General features: G+C 46.7%; 13 protein-coding genes. 5 read left to right on the top strand and 8 right to left on the bottom strand.

What is annotated here, in order from left to right; all coding sequences use genetic code 11:
• The first annotated feature begins 64 nt into the window (after positions 1-64).
• Positions 65-2,269: a beta-N-acetylglucosaminidase gene (locus DW096_RS12960; protein ID WP_117865939.1), complete on the top strand. Its 2,205-nt coding sequence runs from the start codon at positions 65-67 to the stop codon at positions 2,267-2,269.
• A 95-nt stretch (positions 2,270-2,364) separates the two neighbouring features.
• On the opposite strand, the gene DW096_RS12955 is transcribed toward DW096_RS12960, so the two are convergent.
• From DW096_RS12955 to DW096_RS12935, 3 genes are all read right to left on the bottom strand, one after another.
• Positions 2,365-3,546 (bottom strand): GTP-binding protein, encoded by a 1,182-nt coding sequence (locus DW096_RS12955; RefSeq protein ID WP_005826968.1) that lies wholly within the window; start codon positions 3,544-3,546, stop codon positions 2,365-2,367.
• Between the two features lie 186 nt (positions 3,547-3,732).
• The gene (locus DW096_RS12950) at positions 3,733-5,070 is read right to left on the bottom strand and encodes an NADP-specific glutamate dehydrogenase (protein ID WP_016272954.1); all 1,338 of its coding nucleotides are present in this window, start codon (positions 5,068-5,070) and stop codon (positions 3,733-3,735) included.
• 363 nt (positions 5,071-5,433) lie between these two features.
• Positions 5,434-7,722: an NADP-dependent malic enzyme gene (locus DW096_RS12935; RefSeq protein ID WP_005826960.1), complete on the bottom strand. Its 2,289-nt coding sequence runs from the start codon at positions 7,720-7,722 to the stop codon at positions 5,434-5,436.
• A 175-nt stretch (positions 7,723-7,897) separates the two neighbouring features.
• Between DW096_RS12935 and DW096_RS12930 the strand changes: the two genes are divergently transcribed.
• On the top strand, positions 7,898-10,402 hold the full coding sequence (locus tag DW096_RS12930; RefSeq protein WP_005826959.1) for a family 20 glycosylhydrolase: 2,505 nt from the start codon (positions 7,898-7,900) through the stop codon (positions 10,400-10,402).
• A gap of 111 nt (positions 10,403-10,513) precedes the next feature.
• Here the strand turns inward: DW096_RS12930 and DW096_RS12925 are convergent, their stop codons facing one another.
• A complete protein-coding gene (locus DW096_RS12925; RefSeq protein ID WP_005826957.1) occupies positions 10,514-11,794 on the bottom strand; it encodes an O-acetylhomoserine aminocarboxypropyltransferase/cysteine synthase family protein in 1,281 nt (426 codons plus the stop codon).
• A 137-nt stretch (positions 11,795-11,931) separates the two neighbouring features.
• Here DW096_RS12925 and DW096_RS12920 point away from each other — a divergent pair, with 137 nt between their 5' ends.
• A complete protein-coding gene (locus DW096_RS12920) occupies positions 11,932-12,948 on the top strand; it encodes an N-acetylmuramoyl-L-alanine amidase (RefSeq protein WP_008665171.1) in 1,017 nt (338 codons plus the stop codon).
• 6 nt (positions 12,949-12,954) lie between these two features.
• Here DW096_RS12920 and DW096_RS12915 read toward each other — a convergent pair whose 3' ends face one another.
• Together DW096_RS12915 and DW096_RS12910 are read right to left on the bottom strand one after the other, a co-directional pair.
• Complete coding sequence (locus DW096_RS12915; RefSeq protein WP_005826953.1) at positions 12,955-13,851, bottom strand: DMT family transporter; 897 nt, start codon at positions 13,849-13,851, stop codon at positions 12,955-12,957.
• 342 nt (positions 13,852-14,193) lie between these two features.
• Positions 14,194-15,051, bottom strand: a complete 858-nt coding sequence (locus tag DW096_RS12910) for a GyrI-like domain-containing protein (protein WP_008665173.1) — start codon at positions 15,049-15,051, stop codon at positions 14,194-14,196.
• Positions 15,052-15,244: 193 nt separating this feature from the next.
• Here DW096_RS12910 and DW096_RS12900 point away from each other — a divergent pair, with 193 nt between their 5' ends.
• On the top strand, positions 15,245-15,952 hold the full coding sequence (locus DW096_RS12900; protein WP_005826947.1) for a TIGR02757 family protein: 708 nt from the start codon (positions 15,245-15,247) through the stop codon (positions 15,950-15,952).
• A gap of 4 nt (positions 15,953-15,956) precedes the next feature.
• Here DW096_RS12900 and ung read toward each other — a convergent pair whose 3' ends face one another.
• On the bottom strand, positions 15,957-16,619 hold the full coding sequence (gene ung, locus DW096_RS12895; protein ID WP_005826944.1) for a uracil-DNA glycosylase: 663 nt from the start codon (positions 16,617-16,619) through the stop codon (positions 15,957-15,959).
• 213 nt (positions 16,620-16,832) lie between these two features.
• Here ung and DW096_RS12890 point away from each other — a divergent pair, with 213 nt between their 5' ends.
• Positions 16,833-17,183 (top strand): helix-turn-helix domain-containing protein, encoded by a 351-nt coding sequence (locus tag DW096_RS12890; RefSeq protein WP_005832992.1) that lies wholly within the window; start codon positions 16,833-16,835, stop codon positions 17,181-17,183.
• A gap of 169 nt (positions 17,184-17,352) precedes the next feature.
• Here the strand turns inward: DW096_RS12890 and DW096_RS12885 are convergent, their stop codons facing one another.
• Positions 17,353-17,646 carry a YtxH domain-containing protein gene (locus DW096_RS12885; RefSeq protein WP_005826938.1) on the bottom strand — a complete coding sequence of 98 codons (294 nt, stop codon included), beginning with the start codon at positions 17,644-17,646 and terminating at the stop codon, positions 17,353-17,355.
• Positions 17,647-17,710: the final 64 nt, after the last annotated feature.

Genomic DNA, 17,710 nt, shown 5'->3' with positions numbered 1-17,710 from the left:
CAACCTTGAATGCATGGAAGAGTTTTCTTAATACATAGATATTCCTTAATTTAATAATCCGCTTATGAGAAAAGAACTACTGTTACTGGGAGCATTCGGTATGCTGACGACAGCGACGCTTTGTGCGCAAGAGTTTCATTTGCAACCTACTCCCCAAGAATATATTACGCAAAAAGATTCTGTTGATATTCCCCGACAATACCAGATCCTTTCCGGCAATTCCGTGCAGGACGGACCTGCGTTGCCTTTACTCCGTTCATTGATGCCGGAAGAGGTGCTTGGCGCTTCTTTCCGTGTATATATAGGAGTGAAAGGAGATAAGATTATTAAGAAATACCAACATCGGATTCCACGCAAATCCGAAGGTTATTTCCTGAAAATAGAAAAAGACTGCATCGTCATAGCCGGTGCTGACGAACGGGGAGCGTACTATGGTGTACAGACTCTTGCGCAGTTGCTTGCTTTAGACAAGCTGCCTTTGGCTGAAGTGACGGACTATCCCGATGTTCCCTATCGGGGTGTGGTGGAAGGGTTTTACGGTGCTCCTTGGAGTCAGGAGGCGCGTATACGCCAGCTTGATTTTTATGGTCGGAACAAAATGAATGTCTATATCTATGGACCGAAAGACGATCCTTATCACCGGACTCCCAACTGGCGCAAGCCTTATCCTGCTCGAGAAGGAGAAGAGTTGAAAGTATTGGTGAATAGGGCGAAGGAGAACAATGTCATTTTCTATTGGGCCATTCATCCGGGCCAGGATATTCGCTGGAATGAAGAAGACCGCTCGTTATTGTTGCAGAAGTTCGAAAGCATGTACCAGTTGGGTGTGCGTGGTTTTGCCGTTTTCTTTGATGATATTTCGGGTGAGGGGACAAAGGCGGACAAGCAGGCTGAGCTGTTGAACTATATTGACGACCATTTTGTAAAAGTCAAGCGGGATGTTGCACCATTGATATTGTGTCCCACAGAGTACAACAAGTCATGGGCCAATGTGGAGGGAGGCTATCTCACTACGCTTGGTGATAAGTTGAACGAGGGTATCAAGGTGATGTGGACCGGTGATATGGTAGTTGCTACTATAGATAAGTCTACGCTGGACTTCGTCAATCCGCTGCTGAAACGTAAGGCGTACATTTGGTGGAATTTCCCCGTTTCGGATTATGTACAAGACCATTTGCTGCTAGGGCCGGTTTATGGAAACGGGCTTGATATAAAAGATGATATGTCTGCTTTTGTTTCCAATCCGATGGAACATGCCGAGGCTTCCAAAATCTCTCTGTACAGTGTAGCTGATTATACTTGGAATATGGAGAATTATGATAGTGAAACTTCTTGGAAACATGCAGTCAGAGACCTTATGCCACTTCATGCCGAATATTTGGAAATCTTCGCTACTCATAATTCCGACCCGGGACAGAATGGACATCGCTTCCGTCGTGAAGAGTCCGTTGCCATTCAGCCTGCTCTCTCTGCCTTGTTGAAAGCCTATCAAGAGAAAAACGAGATAGATGAAGATGCCTATCGGCAGGTAGCTGAGGAATGCCGGAAGATAATCGTTGCCGCTGATGGATTGCTTGCGTCGGGAAATGAGAATCGTCCGTTGATAACTGAAATAAGGCCTTGGCTCATTCAGTTCAAACAAGTGGGAGAGTATGGTGCAGAGGTGCTGAACATGATACGCCTGCGCCAGCAGAAGGATGCATTTATAGGTAGCTACGAACACGCCCGCGCCCTGCTGGTGCTGATGGGTGAGACGGATGCCCAATATAAAGCGGGCATAAAGAGCGGCAGCCTGCATCTGATGCCTACTTTCAATGCTTTGTTCGAAGCGGCGACAACGGGCTATAATGCAGCGTTCCATGCCGGGCTTGATACAAAGGCTGTTTATTCTCCCTACACGTTGAAGAGCGACGTGAATCAGTTGGCTTCGCTTCCTATTCAGCAGAAGGGAAAGGTGAATACAATTATTCCGTCCAATGAAGTCATCAACTGGCAGGCAGGCGGTGTGCTGACCATTTCGATGGATTATGCCCGCCAGTTGAGTTCGGTGCTTATCGATTTGGGAGATGCGGAGGTTGCTGATTCGAAGTTTAAACTGGAAGTAACTTCGGATGGCACAAACTGGCAGGCGGTGGATTTGAAGCCGGGATACAGAACGCAGGTGAAGGCATCTCTCAAGGATTTGAGCGTTGCGAAGATGAGGCTGGTGAATGTATCCGACACAGAGCAGAAGGTGTATTTCAAAATGTTCCGTTTTACGGAGAATTGATATGGTTCCTGATTCTTAAAATAGAGTTACGCGCGTGGGACGATGCTCCCCGTTGTTCTTAAGATCGGAATGACGGGGAGCACTTTTTTAGGAAGTTATTCAAGGCATTTGTCCAAGTCGCGGATGATTTGCTCTTTATCCATATTTTGTCCGATGAATACTATCTTCAGCATGCGGTCGCCGTATTGTTCGTCCCAGTCTCTTAGCAATCCCGGTTCTTGGCGCATCAGTTCTATCATGTCTTCTTCGGGAGCGGTGGCATACCATTGTCCGGCTTCAGTTATTTTCTTCTGTATACCTGCTTGTTCAAAGAGGAAGGACATGTCGCGGTTGTGGCTGAAGTAGCAGACACCCTTGGCGCGGATAACGCTGCGGGGCCATTTGGTAGCGACATAGTGGTCGAACTTATGAATGTCGAATGCAGGACGGCGGTAGTAGACAAATGTGCCAATACCGTATTCTTCTACTTCACCTCCTTCATGATGGTGGTGATGATGACCCTCTTCATGATGGTAATGCGCCTCTTTTTCCTCCTCTTCGCTTACTTGTTGCTCTATGCCACGAATCCATCCGGCGGAAGTTGCGGCACGTTCAAAGTTAAAGAGGTGGGTATGGATAATCTTATCCAGGTCTACATCTGCATAGTTGCACTCTATAATTTGGGCACCGGGTTGCAAGGTGTGGATAATCTGCCTGATACGTTTTAATTCCTCGGGCTGTACTTCTGCTGCTTTGTTCAGCAGGATAATATTGCAGAACTCAATCTGCTGAATGATGAGGTTTTCTATATCTTCCTCATCAATGCCTTTGCGTGTCAAATCATCTCCGCAAGAAAATTCACTTTGCAGACGTAAGGCGTCCACCACGGTGGTAATGCAGTCTAAGCGGCAAATACCGTATTTAGTATACGCTCCTCCCATATGAGGAATGGAGCAGAGTGTTTGGGCAATAGGCTCCGGTTCACAGATGCCACTCGCTTCAATCACGATGTAGTCGAAGCGTTGCATCTTCATGATTTCGAACATCTGCTCTATCAAGTCTGTCTTCAGCGTACAGCAGATACAGCCATTCTGCAGAGCTACCAGGCTGTCGTCTTTCTTTCCCACCACGCCACCTTTCTGTATAAGGTCTGCATCAATGTTCACTTCGCCTATGTCATTGACGATAACGGCAAACTTAATGCCACGTTTATTAGAAAGAATGTGATTTACCAACGTCGTTTTGCCACTGCCTAGATAACCGGTCAACAGCAGTACGGGGATTTCTATTGTATTCATAATCGTTTGGTTTGCTTCAATGATAATGGTCTTCTTTTATTAACTTCCGCAAAGTTATCTGATTTATGTGATAATGGATTGAAAAAAACAAAATTTTGTTTCTTCTATATTATTAAACAGAAAAAAGGTGAAAAGCATTGAGCCCCTCACCTTTCTTCTGTTGTAGTTGTACTATGGCTTTAGTTCTTACAGAATCCCTTGCGCCATCATCGCCTTTGCCACCTTCATAAATCCGGCCACATTGGCACCCTTCACGTAATTTACATAACCGTCGGCTTCCGTACCATATTGCACGCAAGCTTCGTGAATGTTCTTCATGATGCTCTTCAATTTCTCGTCCACTTCCTCTGCACTCCAGCTCAACTTGATGGAGTTCTGAGTCATTTCGAGACCGGATACTGATACACCGCCGGCATTGGCTGCCTTACCCGGAGCATACAGAATCTTTGCATCTTGGAATACGCGGATTGCTTCAGGGGTAGAAGGCATGTTTGCACCTTCGGACACAGCCATGACACCATTAGCAATTAGTTTTTTGGCATCATCTCCATTTATTTCATTCTGAGTTGCAGAAGGCAGGGCGATGTCTGCCTTTTCACCCCAAGGACGTGCACCTTCTACGTACTTGACACCCGGATATTGTTCAGCATATTCGCGGATACGTCCACGATAGAGGTTTTTCAGCTCCATGATGTAATCCAACTTTTCGCGGTCAATGCCGTCCGGATCGTATACATAACCGTCAGAATCAGACATGGTCAATACCTTACCACCCAATTCCAATACTTTCTCGGCCGTATATTGAGCTACGTTACCGGAACCGGAAATCAGACAAGTTTTGCCTTTCAAGTCAGTACCCTTAGTCTTTAACATTTCCATCAGGAAGTAGATGTTACCGTAGCCGGTAGCTTCCGGACGAATCAGCGAACCGCCGAACTCACGGCCCTTACCGGTGAAAGTACCCGTAAATTCATGAGCCAGCTTCTTATACATACCGAACATGAAACCTACTTCGCGACCACCTACACCGATATCACCGGCAGGTACGTCTGTTTCAGGACCGATATGACGCCACAACTCCAGCATGAAAGCCTGAACGAAACGCATAACCTCAGCATTCGACTTGCCGCGCGGAGAGAAGTCCGAACCGCCTTTACCGCCACCCATAGGCAGAGTTGTCAATGAGTTTTTAAATGTCTGCTCGAAAGCAAGGAATTTCAGGATGCTCAGGTTTACAGAAGAGTGGAAACGAACACCGCCTTTATATGGGCCGATAGCGTTGTTGTGCTGCACACGATAGCCCATGTTGGTTTGTACGTTACCTTTATCGTCTACCCAAGTAACACGGAATTGGTAAACGCGATCGGGGATGCAAAGACGTTCAATCAGATTGGCTTTGTCAAACTCCGGATGCTTGTTATACTCTTCTTCAATCGTAGAAAGAACTTCTTCTACTGCTTGATGATACTCCGGTTCGTTGGGGAACCGTCTTTTCAGGTCTTCTAATACCTTAGCTGCATTCATAATCTATTTCTTTTATTGGTTGCTACTATATGTTACCTAAAACAATTCGATTTTCGGTTTGTTTCCTTTTCCTCTCATTGCGGTTGCAAAAGTACACATAAAAATGAAACGGGCAAACATTTTATAAAGAAAATGCGGTATAAAACAACAATTTTATTGTTTTATACCGCAAAATGGAATAAAAAGATATTATTTATCCTCTTTTTAGAGACTTTATGACGGGAATAAATACTAAAGCCGCCGAAATGGCAAGCGTTAGGATGATTGGACCGTCAATTCGTTCGACAGATATCAAAACAATGTAGCAAAGTGCTGCCCAAAGCAGCATAATGCAAACTATTTGGAATTTTGATAACGGTCGTTTCATTTGGCTGCTTTCTTTTTGTCTACGATAGCATCGATAACTGCCACTGCGGTGATATTCACGATATCTCGCACGGAGCTTTCAAAATCGGTGAAGTGGATAGGCTTGTTCAGCCCCATTTGGATAGGACCAATCAGTTCGGAGTCCGTATCCATCGCCTGCAGCAGCTTGTAAGCAGAGTTTGCAGAACTCAAGTTCGGGAAAATCAGTGTGTTTACGTCTTTTCCTTTCAAGCGCGTAAACGGATACTTGGCATCACGCATTTCGCGGTTCATGGCGAAATTCACCTGCATTTCTCCGTCAATGGCAAGGTCAGGATAGTTTTGTTGCATATAATCCACTGCTTCGTGTACACTTACCGGACTTCCTTCCTTATCCGCACCGAAGTTGGAGTAACTCAACATGGCCATTACCGGTGTATGATTGAAGAAGCGGACGGTATATTCCGACAGCTTGGCAATGTCAATCAGCGTTTCGGCATTGGGATGACGGTTAATCAGCGTATCTGCCAGGAAGTATGTGCCTTTCTTGGAGTTCAGAATATGCATGGTGCCGAAATGCTTGTATTCCGGACGGATGCCGATGACTTCCTTGGCAACCTTGATGGTATTGCTGTATTTGGTGTAAAGACCTGTGATGAAAGCGTCTGCTTCACCCGTCTCCACCATCATCATACCGAAGTAGTTACGTTCGAACATTTTGTCGTTGGCTTCTTCGTAAGTGGCTCCTTCGCGGGCACGTTTTTCAGATAGGATGCGGGCATAGCGTTCACGGCGCGGCGCTTCATCCGGATGACGCAGATTTACTATCTCGATACCTTCAAGGCTAAGGTCGAGTTCTTTTGCCAGCTTCTCGATGGCTTCGTCGTTGCCCAATATAATAGGATGGCAGATACCTTCAGCCTTGGCTTCCACAGCAGCTTTCAGCATATTGGGGTGGATGCCTTCGGCAAATACCACACGTTGTGGGTTGCGGCGGGCGGTGTCGTAGAGTTGGCGGGTCAGTTTGCTTTCGTAACCCATCAGCTCGCGCAGTTGCAGGCGGTAGGCATCCCAGTCTTCGATGTCTTTGCGAGCTACACCGCTTTCCATGGCAGCTTTGGCCACAGCGCAGGACACTTCGGTGATGAGGCGCGGGTCAACCGGTTTCGGGATGAAGTATTCGGGACCGAAGGTGAAGTTGTTTACATGGTATGCTTCATTCACAACATCGGGCACGGGCTGCTTGGCAAGGTTGGCAATGGCGTGCACGGCAGCAATTTTCATGGCTTCGTTGATGGCTTTTGCCTGCGTGTCGAGGGCGCCGCGGAAGATGTAGGGGAAACCGATTACATTATTAATCTGGTTAGGATAGTCGGAACGACCGGTGGACATCAGTACGTCCGGACGTGCTGCCATGGCGTCTTCGTAAGAGATTTCCGGAGTAGGGTTGGCAAGGGCAAACACGATGGGATGGTCTGCCATGCTGCGAACCATGTCCTGGGTCAACACATTACCTTTTGACAGTCCAAGGAATACATCGGCACCTTTGATGGCTTCTGCCAGTGTATGTACGTCGCGACGGTCGGTGGCAAAGTAACGTTTCTGCTCGGTCAGATTCTCGCGGTCGCTGGTGATGACTCCCTTACTGTCCAGCATCAGGATATTCTCACGGCGTGCACCGAGCGCTTCATACAGTTTGGTACATGAGGTGGCGGAAGCCCCGGCACCGTTTACGACGATTTTCACTTCCTCTATCTTCTTGCCTGCCACTTCCAGGGCGTTCAGCAATCCTGCGCTGGAGATGATGGCGGTGCCGTGCTGGTCGTCGTGCATCACGGGGATGTCCAATTCCTCTTTCAGGCGGCGTTCTATTTCGAAACATTCGGGTGCTTTGATGTCTTCCAAGTTGATACCTCCGAATGTTGGGGCAATAGCCTTGACAGCTTCGATGAACTTGTCGGGGTCTTTTTCATTTACTTCGATGTCGAATACGTCGATACCTGCATAAATTTTGAACAACAGACCTTTACCCTCCATGACGGGTTTGCCGCTGAGGGCGCCAATATCGCCCAGGCCGAGCACGGCGGTTCCGTTGGAGATGACAGCTACCAGATTGCCTTTTGCTGTATATTTATATGCATCTTGCGGGTTTTTCTCAATTTCGAGGCACGGTTCTGCAACGCCCGGAGAGTAGGCGAGAGAAAGATCGGTTTGTGTACTGTAAGGCTTGGTGGGTACTACTTCAATCTTACCCGGTTTGCCTTGCGAATGGTAGAGCAAGGCTGCTTCTTTGGTTATTTTAGCCATGGTAGAATAGTTAAATTGGTTATAATTTGGCTGCAAATGTAGGTATAAAAGTTCTAAATTGTAGCTCGCTGTCAATAAAATCTATTACTTTTATCAGTTAATTAGCTTAAAATGCTTATTTTTGGCATCAGATTTTAGAAATTACCCCCATTTATTAACTTAACACATGAGTTGCATGAGAATTTTGAAACTTCCTCTGGCAGGATTATTATTTTGTGTAATGGCACTATTTGCTGGATGTAAAACGAGTAATGAACCTAAGGCACCGGTTGCTCTGACCTGGGAAATGGGTGCAAGTGACATCGAACCCGGATATTATGAGAATACCTTTATTCTCAAGAATATCTCTCAAAAACCTCTAAAAAAGAACTGGACGATTTACTATTCACAGCTTCCCCGAGGGGTGAAGCAGGAAGGAGCCTCTGAAGTGAAGGTAGAGGTAGTGAACGGTAATTTTTTCAAAATGTATCCGACAGACGAATTTGCTCCGCTGGCTCCCGGTGATTCCATGCGGATCACTTTCCTTTGTACTTACAAGCTGGACCGGAACTCCCATGTACCGGAAGGAACTTATTGGGTGGAGACTGTGGATGGTAAAGAGGGCAGTCCGTTGCCCGTGGCTTTGAAGGCGCTGCCGCTTCCTTCTCCCGAGTCAATGAGCGGCTATCCGGATGCGACTAAGATTTATGAATCCAATCTTCGCTTGGCTGGTGCTCCTGCTTTGGTGCAGTCAGACATTCTTCCGTCTGTAAAGAAAGTGGTAGCCATTGAAGGCGATAATGTCGTATTGGAAGGTAAGGTAGCTTTGGCATTTCCGGAGAACTTTGCCGGTGAAGCCAAGTTGCTGAAAGAGAAACTGACTGGTTTGTATGGTTTGGAAGTTGTCGGAAATGCTTCCGTGAAGATTGTGCTGGAAGAACTGCTTGATAGGAAGGAGGCCGTAAATGATGAATATTATACTATCAATATAGGTGACAACCTGATAAAAATCAGTGCTGCCACTCCTCATGGCATTTTTAATGGTACACAGACACTTTTGTCAATGTTGAAGGGCAAGCAGACACCTTATTTGCTGGAGGCAGTCTCCATTCGGGATTATCCGGACTTGGCATATCGTGGACAAATGATAGATATTGCCCGTAATTTCACCGCTCCGGAGAACTTGAAGAAACTGGTGGATATTTTTGCATCTTATAAATTGAATGTCCTGCATTTCCATTTTTGTGATGATGAAGCCTGGCGTTTGGAGATTCCCGGTTTGGAGGAACTGACTGCTGTGGGTAGCCGTCGCGGGCATACCACTGACGAAAGCCAGTGCCTCTACCCATGTTATGACGGTGGCTATGACCCTGATGCAAAGACTGTAGGCAATGGATATTATAGCCGCGAGGAATTTATTGATTTGCTGAAGTATGCTGCCGAAAGACATGTCCGCATTGTTCCGGAAATAGAATCTCCGGGGCATGCCCGCGCTGCCATTGTCTCCATGAAGGCACGCTATAACAAATATTTTGAAACTGATCCGGGGAAAGCTACAGAATATATATTGAGTGAACCGGAAGATACTTCACGTTATGTTTCTGTACAATATTATACGGACAATGTGATGAATGTCGCCTTGCCTTCTACCTACCGTTTTATGGAGAAGGTGATTCAGGAACTTAATGCGATGTATCAGGAAGCTGGTCTTTCACTGTACACAGTGCATTTGGGTGGTGACGAAGTGCCTCGCGGTGTGTGGATGGGCTCCCCGAAATGCCAGGAACTGATGAAGGAAAAAGGCATGACGAAAGCTCATGATTTGTCGGAGTATTTCATTACGCAAATGGCGGATGTGATGCAGAAGAACGGACTGAAATTCAGTGGTTGGCAGGAAGTTGCTTTGGGGCATACTGAAGAGGCTCATCAACAGTTGAGGGGCCAGGCTGCCGGTGTGTATTGCTGGAATACTGTACCGGGCTCTGATGAAGTGGTTTATCAGACAGCCAATAACGGTTACCCGGTCATCCTTTGCAACGTGGGCAATTTCTATATGGATATGGCTTACAATGGTCATCCGGACGAGCGTGGACTCGATTGGGGAGGTTATGTGGATGAGTCTGTCTCTTTCTCTATGCTTCCTTTCAGCATTTATCGTTCGCTGCGTGTGGATATGGCAGGCAATCCCATTGATTTGAATAATGCGGAAAAGGGGAAGACTGCTTTGACAGAGATAGGCAAGAAGCATATTATGGGTGTACAAGGGCAATTGTTTGCCGAAACTATCCGTAGTTTTGATGGCGTGGAATATCTTCTTTTCCCAAAAATATTAGGGCTGGCAGAACGTGGCTGGAATGCCCATCCGGCATGGGAAAATTTATCCGGTATACGGGAGGAGCAGGCTTTCAATCAGGCTTTGGCACTTTATTATGAGAAAATCAGCAAGAGTGAAATGCCTTATTGGGCAAAGCATGGGATTAACTTCCGCTTGCCTCAGCCGGGTTTATGGATAGAAGAGGGAAATCTGTTTGCTAATGTGGCCATTGATGGGGCTGAGATACGTTATACGACTGATGGGTCGGAACCTACTGCCCAGTCTGCTTTGTGGCAGGAGCCGGTGAAATGCGATGCTTCGGTATTGAAGGTAAAGACATTCTATCAAGGAAAGGAAAGTTTGCCGATAACGTGGCAGGTAAAATAATTGTTGTAATATTTAGGCGCGAATTACGTGGATGTAATGGACTAAATCCGTGAAATCCGCGTAATTCGCACCTAAAAAAATATCAAGAAAGTTTTAAAATTTCTATCCTTATCAAGCGTTCAGCGCTTGTTCTATATCCGCAATAATATCCTCTGCATTCTCTATACCTACCGAGAAGCGAATCAGGTCGGGGCGTACACCTGCCTCCATCAGTTGCTCGTCTGTCAACTGGCGGTGTGTATGGCTGGCTGGGTGCAGCACGCAAGTACGTGCATCGGCCACATGAGTCACGATGGCTGCCAGTTTCAGTGAATCCATAAACTTGATAGACTCTTCCCGTCCGCCCTTCAAGCCGAAGGTGACAACGCCGCAAGAGCCGTTCGGCATGTACTTCTGTGCCTGCTCGTAGTATTTGTCGCCCGGCAGACCACAATAATTCACCCAAGCCACTTTGTCGTTCTGGGCAAGATACTCGGCTACCGCTTGTGCATTCTTGCAATGTTGGGGCATACGCAGGTGCAGTGTTTCCAGACCCAGGTTCAGTAGGAATGCGTTTTGTGGAGACTGGATGCTGCCCAGGTCGCGCATCAGTTGGGCTGTAGCCTTGGTGATGTAAGCCATTTTGCCGAAGGCTTTCGTATAAGTCAGTCCGTGGTAAGACTCGTCCGGTGTGCACAGTCCGGGGAATTTGTCGGCGTGTGCATCCCAATCGAAGTTACCGCTGTCTACAATGGCTCCACCTACGCTGGTGGCATGTCCGTCCATGTATTTGGTGGTAGAGTGTACTACGATGTCGGCACCCCACTCAAACGGGCGGCAGTTGATAGGGGTAGGGAAGGTGTTGTCCACAATCAAGGGCACGCCGTGGCTGTGGGCAATGCGGGCAAACTTCTCTATATCGAGCACTTCGAGCGTAGGGTTGGAGATGGTTTCGCCGAATAGGGCCTTGGTATTGGGGCGGAAAGCAGCGGAAATTTCTTCCTCGCTGGCATCCGGGTTGACGAAAGTGACGTCGATGCCCAATTTCTTCAAAGTTACTCCGAAGAGGTTGAATGTTCCGCCATAGATGGTAGAGGAGCAAACAAAATGGTCTCCTGCCTGGCAGATATTGAAAATGGCATAGAAGTTGGCTGCTTGTCCGCTGGATGTCAGCATAGCGGCCACACCACCTTCGAGGGCGGCAATCTTGGCGGCTACAGCATCGTTCGTAGGGTTCTGCAGGCGGGTATAGAAATAGCCGCTGTCTTCAAGGTCGAACAAGCGTGCCATCTGTTCGCTGGTATCATATTTGAAAGTTGTACTTTGATAGATGGGGAGTACACGGGGCTCGCCCTTTTTAGGAGTCCATCCGGCTTGTACGCACAGCGTCTCCGGCTTGAATTGCTTTGCCATAATGTTATCTGTTTTAAAAGTTTCTTATCTATTATCGCGTAAGTTGTCGCAAAAGTAGGGAAAAAATTATAATTTTGTGCTTAAGTATGGTAAAATGCTATAAATTAGCGGCTGGAAATTTGTAGCGAACCGAATAAATGATGAATAATTGGAATATGAAACGCATATTTTGTTTACTGACCATCCTCTTTTGTACTTTGTTTGCTTTTAATGCTTCGGCTCAGGAAGAGCGGGATAGTCCGAGACGTGGAGAAGGAATCTCTGTTTTCCTGGAACGTAACAAGCGCCCGGGGAGAGCCTATTATAAGGAGTTTTTGGAGCTGAACAAGAAACTTCTTAAAGGGAAGGAGGAATTGCGGCTGGGAGTGAAGTATGTACTGCCCCCATTATCAAAGCCGGTTGGCAATGGGAAGAAGACAATCAATGAACCTTTGTTCGGGAAAGCGCTTGCCAGTGTAAAAGTGACATCCAACCGTTTGCAGGGCGCTTGTTTTTATGTAGTGAGCGGGCATGGAGGCCCCGACCCCGGAGCTATCGGCAGAATCGGCAAAATAGAACTGCATGAAGATGAGTATGCGTATGATGTGGCTTTGCGCCTTGCCCGTAACTTGATGCAAGAGGGGGCGGAAGTCCGTATCATTATCCAGGATGCTAAAGACGGAATCCGTGATGACAAGTACCTTTCCAACAGCAAACGTGAGACGTGCATGGGAGCTCCCATACCCTTGAACCAAGTGGCACGTCTCCGGCAACGTTGCGCCAAAATCAATGAGTTTTACAAGAAGGACCGCAAGAACTATAAATATTGCCGTGCCATTTTTCTTCATGTGGACAGTCGCAGTAAGAGCCATCAGACCGATGTGTTCTTTTACCACTCTAAAAGCAAGCCCGACAGCAAGCGTCTGGCTAAGACCATGAAGAAAACTTTCGAATCGAAATATGACAAGCACCAGCCCAACCGTGGGTTTACCGGAACTGTCAGCGCACGCAATCTTTATGTGTTAGCCAATACTTCTCCCGCTTCCGTATTCGTGGAATTGGGAAATATCCAGAACACTTTTGACCAGCGCCGTTTTGTAATCAGTTCGAACCGCCAGGCCTTGGCCAAGTGGATGATGGAGGGTTTCATCACGGATTATAAAAAGGCGAAATAAGGACAATCAACTCTCACTCTCCTTTTTCTTTTCGTGTACCACCACGACTGTAACGGCCGTTATTATCAGCGCCATGCCGATGGCGCTGGCCGGTGTGAAGCTTTCATTGAATATCAGGCAACCGATAACTACGGCTGTCAGAGGTTCCAAGGCCCCGAAAATGGAAGTCAGTGTAGGCCCTATGTATTTAATGGCTTTTACCAGGGTGATGTTGGATATAGCTGTTGCCGGCAGCGCCAGTCCGAGAATATTCAGCCATGTGTGGGTATCATTGGCCAGCCGGATGCCTCCGGTCAGATATCCTCCTATAATAAAGAACAAGGCTCCCAGCCCCATTACGTAGCATGTCAATGCAGTGGAGGGAATCTGCACGGCACGGCTCTTCCTTACTCCTACGATATATCCTCCATAAAAGAATACGGACAGACCGGCAGCAATCAGCCCGATGGTCGTGTTTCCTCCTTCAAAGTCTATTTTGCCGGATGACAAAAGTCCAGCTCCGCTTAGTGACACCAACACGGCAAACAGAATGGCGAATGACCTCTTTTCTCCGAAAAAGCCCATCATGGCCAGTGCCACGGCCAGCGGATACATGAAATGAATGGTGGATGCCACTCCGCTGGCTATGTTCTGATAGGCGATGACCAGACTGAAGGAGGTAGCTGCCCGGAGCAGGCTGAGGATGAACACCGTTCCCCAGTCTTTCCTGCTGATGCGGAATGTCTCGCCCAGCATAATGCCGAAAACGACCAAGGCAAGTGAAGCTATTCCCCATCGGTAGGCCAATACTTCGAAAGAGGAGAAGCCCGCAAGGAGTAATGAAATGGTGAAAAAAGGAGCCAGCCCGAAGGTGGCAGAGGAGAGAGCCGCATATATAAACCCTTTTATGGAAACATTTTGCATCTTTTATCTTGATTTTAATGGAGATTTTAAAATTATCTGTTTGCGTCAATTGCTTGATTCGCATTGCGTCGTGCAAAATTAATGAATAAAAACAAGCATACAGACAAGGGAGTGTCCCTTTTTTACAATACAGTATAGATATGGGTATCTAATATAGTATCGACCGGCTTGCCTAATATTTATTCGTTCCATCATGAGGTAAAAATCATTCCACCGCGGAGTAAAAATCGTTCCACCATGGTGGAACGATTTTTACTCCATGGAGGAACGAATACTTGTTCGCTGCCCGGTTCCTAAACTCTTCCGGGGAGAAATCCTGATGGCTCCGGCAGAACAGTTTGCCTACTCTACCGGAATATAAATCTCTGTCAACAGTTCCTCCGGCGCCGTATCTGCGGGGTTGTTCAAGTAACGTTCCGCACTGGACTCATCCCGTAAGCTACATTCCATTTCGGGGATATACTTCCCGTAGATGGTATCGTATACGGCCTGCAGATGTTCGTATGGACCTTTGTATAGGAATATGGCATAGCGGCCTGCCGCGAGCTGTTTAAATCCTATGTCTCCTTTGGCCGTTGCAGATGAGGGTAGGACTATACATACATCGGTACGCAGCTTTTCAGCGGGCGTCACTTTGGGGTCATCGTGATAGATACAGTAGGGCATCACTTCTCCCATAGGCAGTTTTTCTTCCTGGATGAACTGGCAAAGGCGCATCCATGCGCTGCAATAGTCGTTCAGTTTATAGTCGCCAAAGAGGCGGATGTAAATCACATTTCTGGCAGGAACTTCTTTGATTTCGTGTTTCAGTTCCAGTTCCGGACGAATAATGGCTGGTTTCATAATTACAAAGTTTTTATTGTTACGGTATTCTAATGGTGAAATGCCGTAGAACTGCTTGAATACTTTCGACAGTGACGAAGGCGAAGAGTAGCCTATACGGTAGGCTATGTCCGCTATCGGCATGTCCGAGTAACGAAGCAACCGGGCAGCGGCTTCGGTACGCGTCCGGACAATGAACGTACCGACGGGTTCACCCAGGAAAGCTTTCATGATGCGGTGGAAGTAGAAGGGAGAGAAATGGGAAATCCTGGCCAAAGATTTCAGGTCAATTTCTTCTCCGAGGTGCAGATTTATATAATCCACTACTGCGTTCACACACTTTTGGTATTCCTCCTGGGTTGTCTTTTTCTGCTGCATGGCTCTATTGGGCTTTTTCATGTTGCAAAAATAGGAGGAAAAGAAATAGGTTACTTGTCCGATGTTGCTATAAATGCAATATCTTTAAATAAGATAAGCTATATCCCGGCACAACTTTTTCGTGCAAGCATGAAAGTTTTGCATTCGATTTGCAATATCTTTGCATTTCAGATGAAAAAACAAATGCTTGCAGATGACCGAGGAGATTAAAAGACAACTTTGGGAGTGGGCGGCGGCCTATCATTGCGCCGGCTTCATTCAGAACGACCCCGTACAGTTTCCACATCGCTATGAACGGAAGCAGGATATTGAAATCAGTGGGCTGCTGACTGCCATCATGAGTTTCGGCAACCGTAAACAGATATTGAAAAAGGCTGAAGAGTTGCATAGGTTGATGGGGGTATCACCTCATCAATACGTGTTGTCCTGCCGATGGAAGAATGACTTCCCTGCTACGGACAGAAGCTGTTTTTACCGAATGCTTTCTTATGCTGACTTTCATTCCTATTTCAGGCGTTTGCATGCTGCCTATTCTGCTTTTGACAGTCTGGAGGATGCCTTATGTACGTATGCCGGTAATCCGATGGAAAGGTTATGTGCATTTTTGGAAGTCTCGGCAAAGAGCCCCCAAAAGAAACTGAACATGTTTTTGCGCTGGATGATAAGGAAAGGTCCGGAAGTGGATTTTGGTATTTGGGAGAGATTTGATTGCAGGGACCTGATTGTGCCTTTGGACACGCATGTCTGCCGTGTGGCCTATGCTTTGGGACTCACCGAGACAGAAACATTTTCTTTGAAGAATGCCCGCCGGATTACTGAAGCTCTGGCAGAGGCCTTTCCGGACGACCCGTGCCTGGGGGACTTTGCTTTGTTTGGAAGCGGAGTCAGCGGAGTATTGTAGCGTGTTACCAGTCAATTTCTTGTATCCCTCTGCTCCGTAAGAAATCGTTGGCTTTACTGAAGTGCCTGCAACCGAAGAATCCGTATTCGGCAGAACGTGGGGACGGATGGACGGTAGTCAGAATCAAGTGTCTGCTGCTATTGATTAAAGCGGCTTTTTCTTTGGCGTACGCTCCCCAAAGCATGAATACAAGATTCTCCCGTTCATCACTCAGTTTCTTGATAACAGCGTCTGTGAAGATTTCCCATCCCATGTTCCGGTGCGAGCCGGTTTCGTGGGCACGTACTGTGAGGACGGAATTCATAGGAAACACGCCTTGCGCTACCCAACGGTCCAGATTTCCGGAAGTCGGAATGGGCTTTCCCAGGTCCTGATGTATTTCCTTGAATATGTTTGCCAGAGAACCGGGAATGGCTACTCCTTTCGGTACGGAAAAGCAGACTCCATAATACTGACCGGGATTAGGATAAGGGTCTTGTCCGAGTATGACGACTTTCACTTTCTCGAACGGGCAAGAGTTGAAGACGTGGAAAATTTGATGGCCGGGAGGTAGCACGTTGGCATGTCCATACTCACTTTTTACAAATGCTACCAGCTTCTCAAAATAAGGTTTGTCAAACTCCTCTTGTAGGCGTTTTCTCCAGCTTTCTTCTATTTTTACGTTCATAAGAGTCTTGCAGTTACATATGAATAGGAAACGATGTTGCAAAAATACAAATAATCCGGATGAGGCAGATGCATTTACGAGTATAAAGAATGTTTTAATTATCGTATGAAACGATAGTTATTTTGAGTAAGTTTATTACTTTTGTGGTGCAATGCCGGACACTAAGCATAGAGTCGCCATTGCTGAGGTTGAACTGATTGGTAAAATAAAGGAATGGAAAATTTTCATCGTATGGATGCTTGTCCGGTACGGGATGTACTGAGCAGGTTGGGAGACAAATGGACAATGCTTGTGCTGGTCACACTGAAAGCGAATGGAACGATGCGTTTTTGCGATATACAGAAAACCATAGGGGATATTTCCCAGCGGATGCTGACGGTTACATTGCGTTCATTGGAGACGGACGGGCTGATTGTTAGGAAAGTCTATGCGGAAGTTCCTCCCCGTGTGGAGTATAACCTTACAGAAATCGGATGTAGCCTGATGCCGCATATTGAATCTTTGGTAGGATGGGCATTGGAGCATATGAATGATATTTTGAATCGGCGCAGTCTGCAGAACTGATGGGTCGATATGCAAAGAGGGTGTGTCGAAACTGGTATTCACCACAGATTACACAGATTTGCACAGATAAGCATCTTTGATTATCAGTAGATTAAGCTCATTCTGTGTTAATCCGTGTAATCTGTGGTGAATTTTGACACACCCCTTCAGAAGTTTCCAAGTGCTTGTTTTATTTCTTAGCATCGGCAAAATTGTGAACCTTGTTTTTCAGATTGTCAGCTTTCTCTGCGGCCTCATGGGCCTCATGGGCCATCTTGTCTGCTACTTTGGTGCCAACGTGCAATGCTTCTTCTTCAGCAGTGTTGATGAACTCCTTGGCTTCGCCATTTGCTTTGTGGATGGCACGGCATATGGCATCTTCCAGCTTTTTAGCTTTCTCCGTACGGGAGAAGTGGTAGGCCAATGCACCGGCAACCGAACCTATTCCCAGTCCGATCCAGAAATTAGAATCTTTACATTTCATAATCAAGTCAGTTTTTAATAGTTAAAGTTAGAATCAATTCTGATGAGACAACATACTAGCCAAA

The organism is Bacteroides sp. AM07-18 (assembly GCF_003602695.1).
GTDB lineage: Bacteria > Bacteroidota > Bacteroidia > Bacteroidales > Bacteroidaceae > Bacteroides > Bacteroides uniformis.
Note: the sequence above shows the minus strand (reverse complement) of the source record. Positions and strands in the feature narration are given on the sequence as shown.

Bases quoted from the DNA above. Each gene is read 5' to 3' on its own strand.
- DW096_RS12960 (WP_117865939.1), top strand. From the start codon at position 65: ATGAGAAAAGAACTACTGTTACTGGGAGCATTCGGTATGCTGACGACA.
- DW096_RS12955 (WP_005826968.1), bottom strand. From the start codon at position 3,546: ATGAATACAATAGAAATCCCCGTACTGCTGTTGACCGGTTATCTAGGC.
- DW096_RS12950 (WP_016272954.1), bottom strand. From the start codon at position 5,070: ATGAATGCAGCTAAGGTATTAGAAGACCTGAAAAGACGGTTCCCCAAC.
- DW096_RS12935 (WP_005826960.1), bottom strand. From the start codon at position 7,722: ATGGCTAAAATAACCAAAGAAGCAGCCTTGCTCTACCATTCGCAAGGC.
- DW096_RS12930 (WP_005826959.1), top strand. From the start codon at position 7,898: ATGAGAATTTTGAAACTTCCTCTGGCAGGATTATTATTTTGTGTAATG.
- DW096_RS12925 (WP_005826957.1), bottom strand. From the start codon at position 11,794: ATGGCAAAGCAATTCAAGCCGGAGACGCTGTGCGTACAAGCCGGATGG.
- DW096_RS12920 (WP_008665171.1), top strand. From the start codon at position 11,932: ATGATGAATAATTGGAATATGAAACGCATATTTTGTTTACTGACCATC.
- DW096_RS12915 (WP_005826953.1), bottom strand. From the start codon at position 13,851: ATGCAAAATGTTTCCATAAAAGGGTTTATATATGCGGCTCTCTCCTCT.
- DW096_RS12910 (WP_008665173.1), bottom strand. From the start codon at position 15,051: ATGCAGCAGAAAAAGACAACCCAGGAGGAATACCAAAAGTGTGTGAAC.
- DW096_RS12900 (WP_005826947.1), top strand. From the start codon at position 15,245: ATGACCGAGGAGATTAAAAGACAACTTTGGGAGTGGGCGGCGGCCTAT.
- ung (WP_005826944.1), bottom strand. From the start codon at position 16,619: ATGAACGTAAAAATAGAAGAAAGCTGGAGAAAACGCCTACAAGAGGAG.
- DW096_RS12890 (WP_005832992.1), top strand. From the start codon at position 16,833: ATGGAAAATTTTCATCGTATGGATGCTTGTCCGGTACGGGATGTACTG.
- DW096_RS12885 (WP_005826938.1), bottom strand. From the start codon at position 17,646: ATGAAATGTAAAGATTCTAATTTCTGGATCGGACTGGGAATAGGTTCG.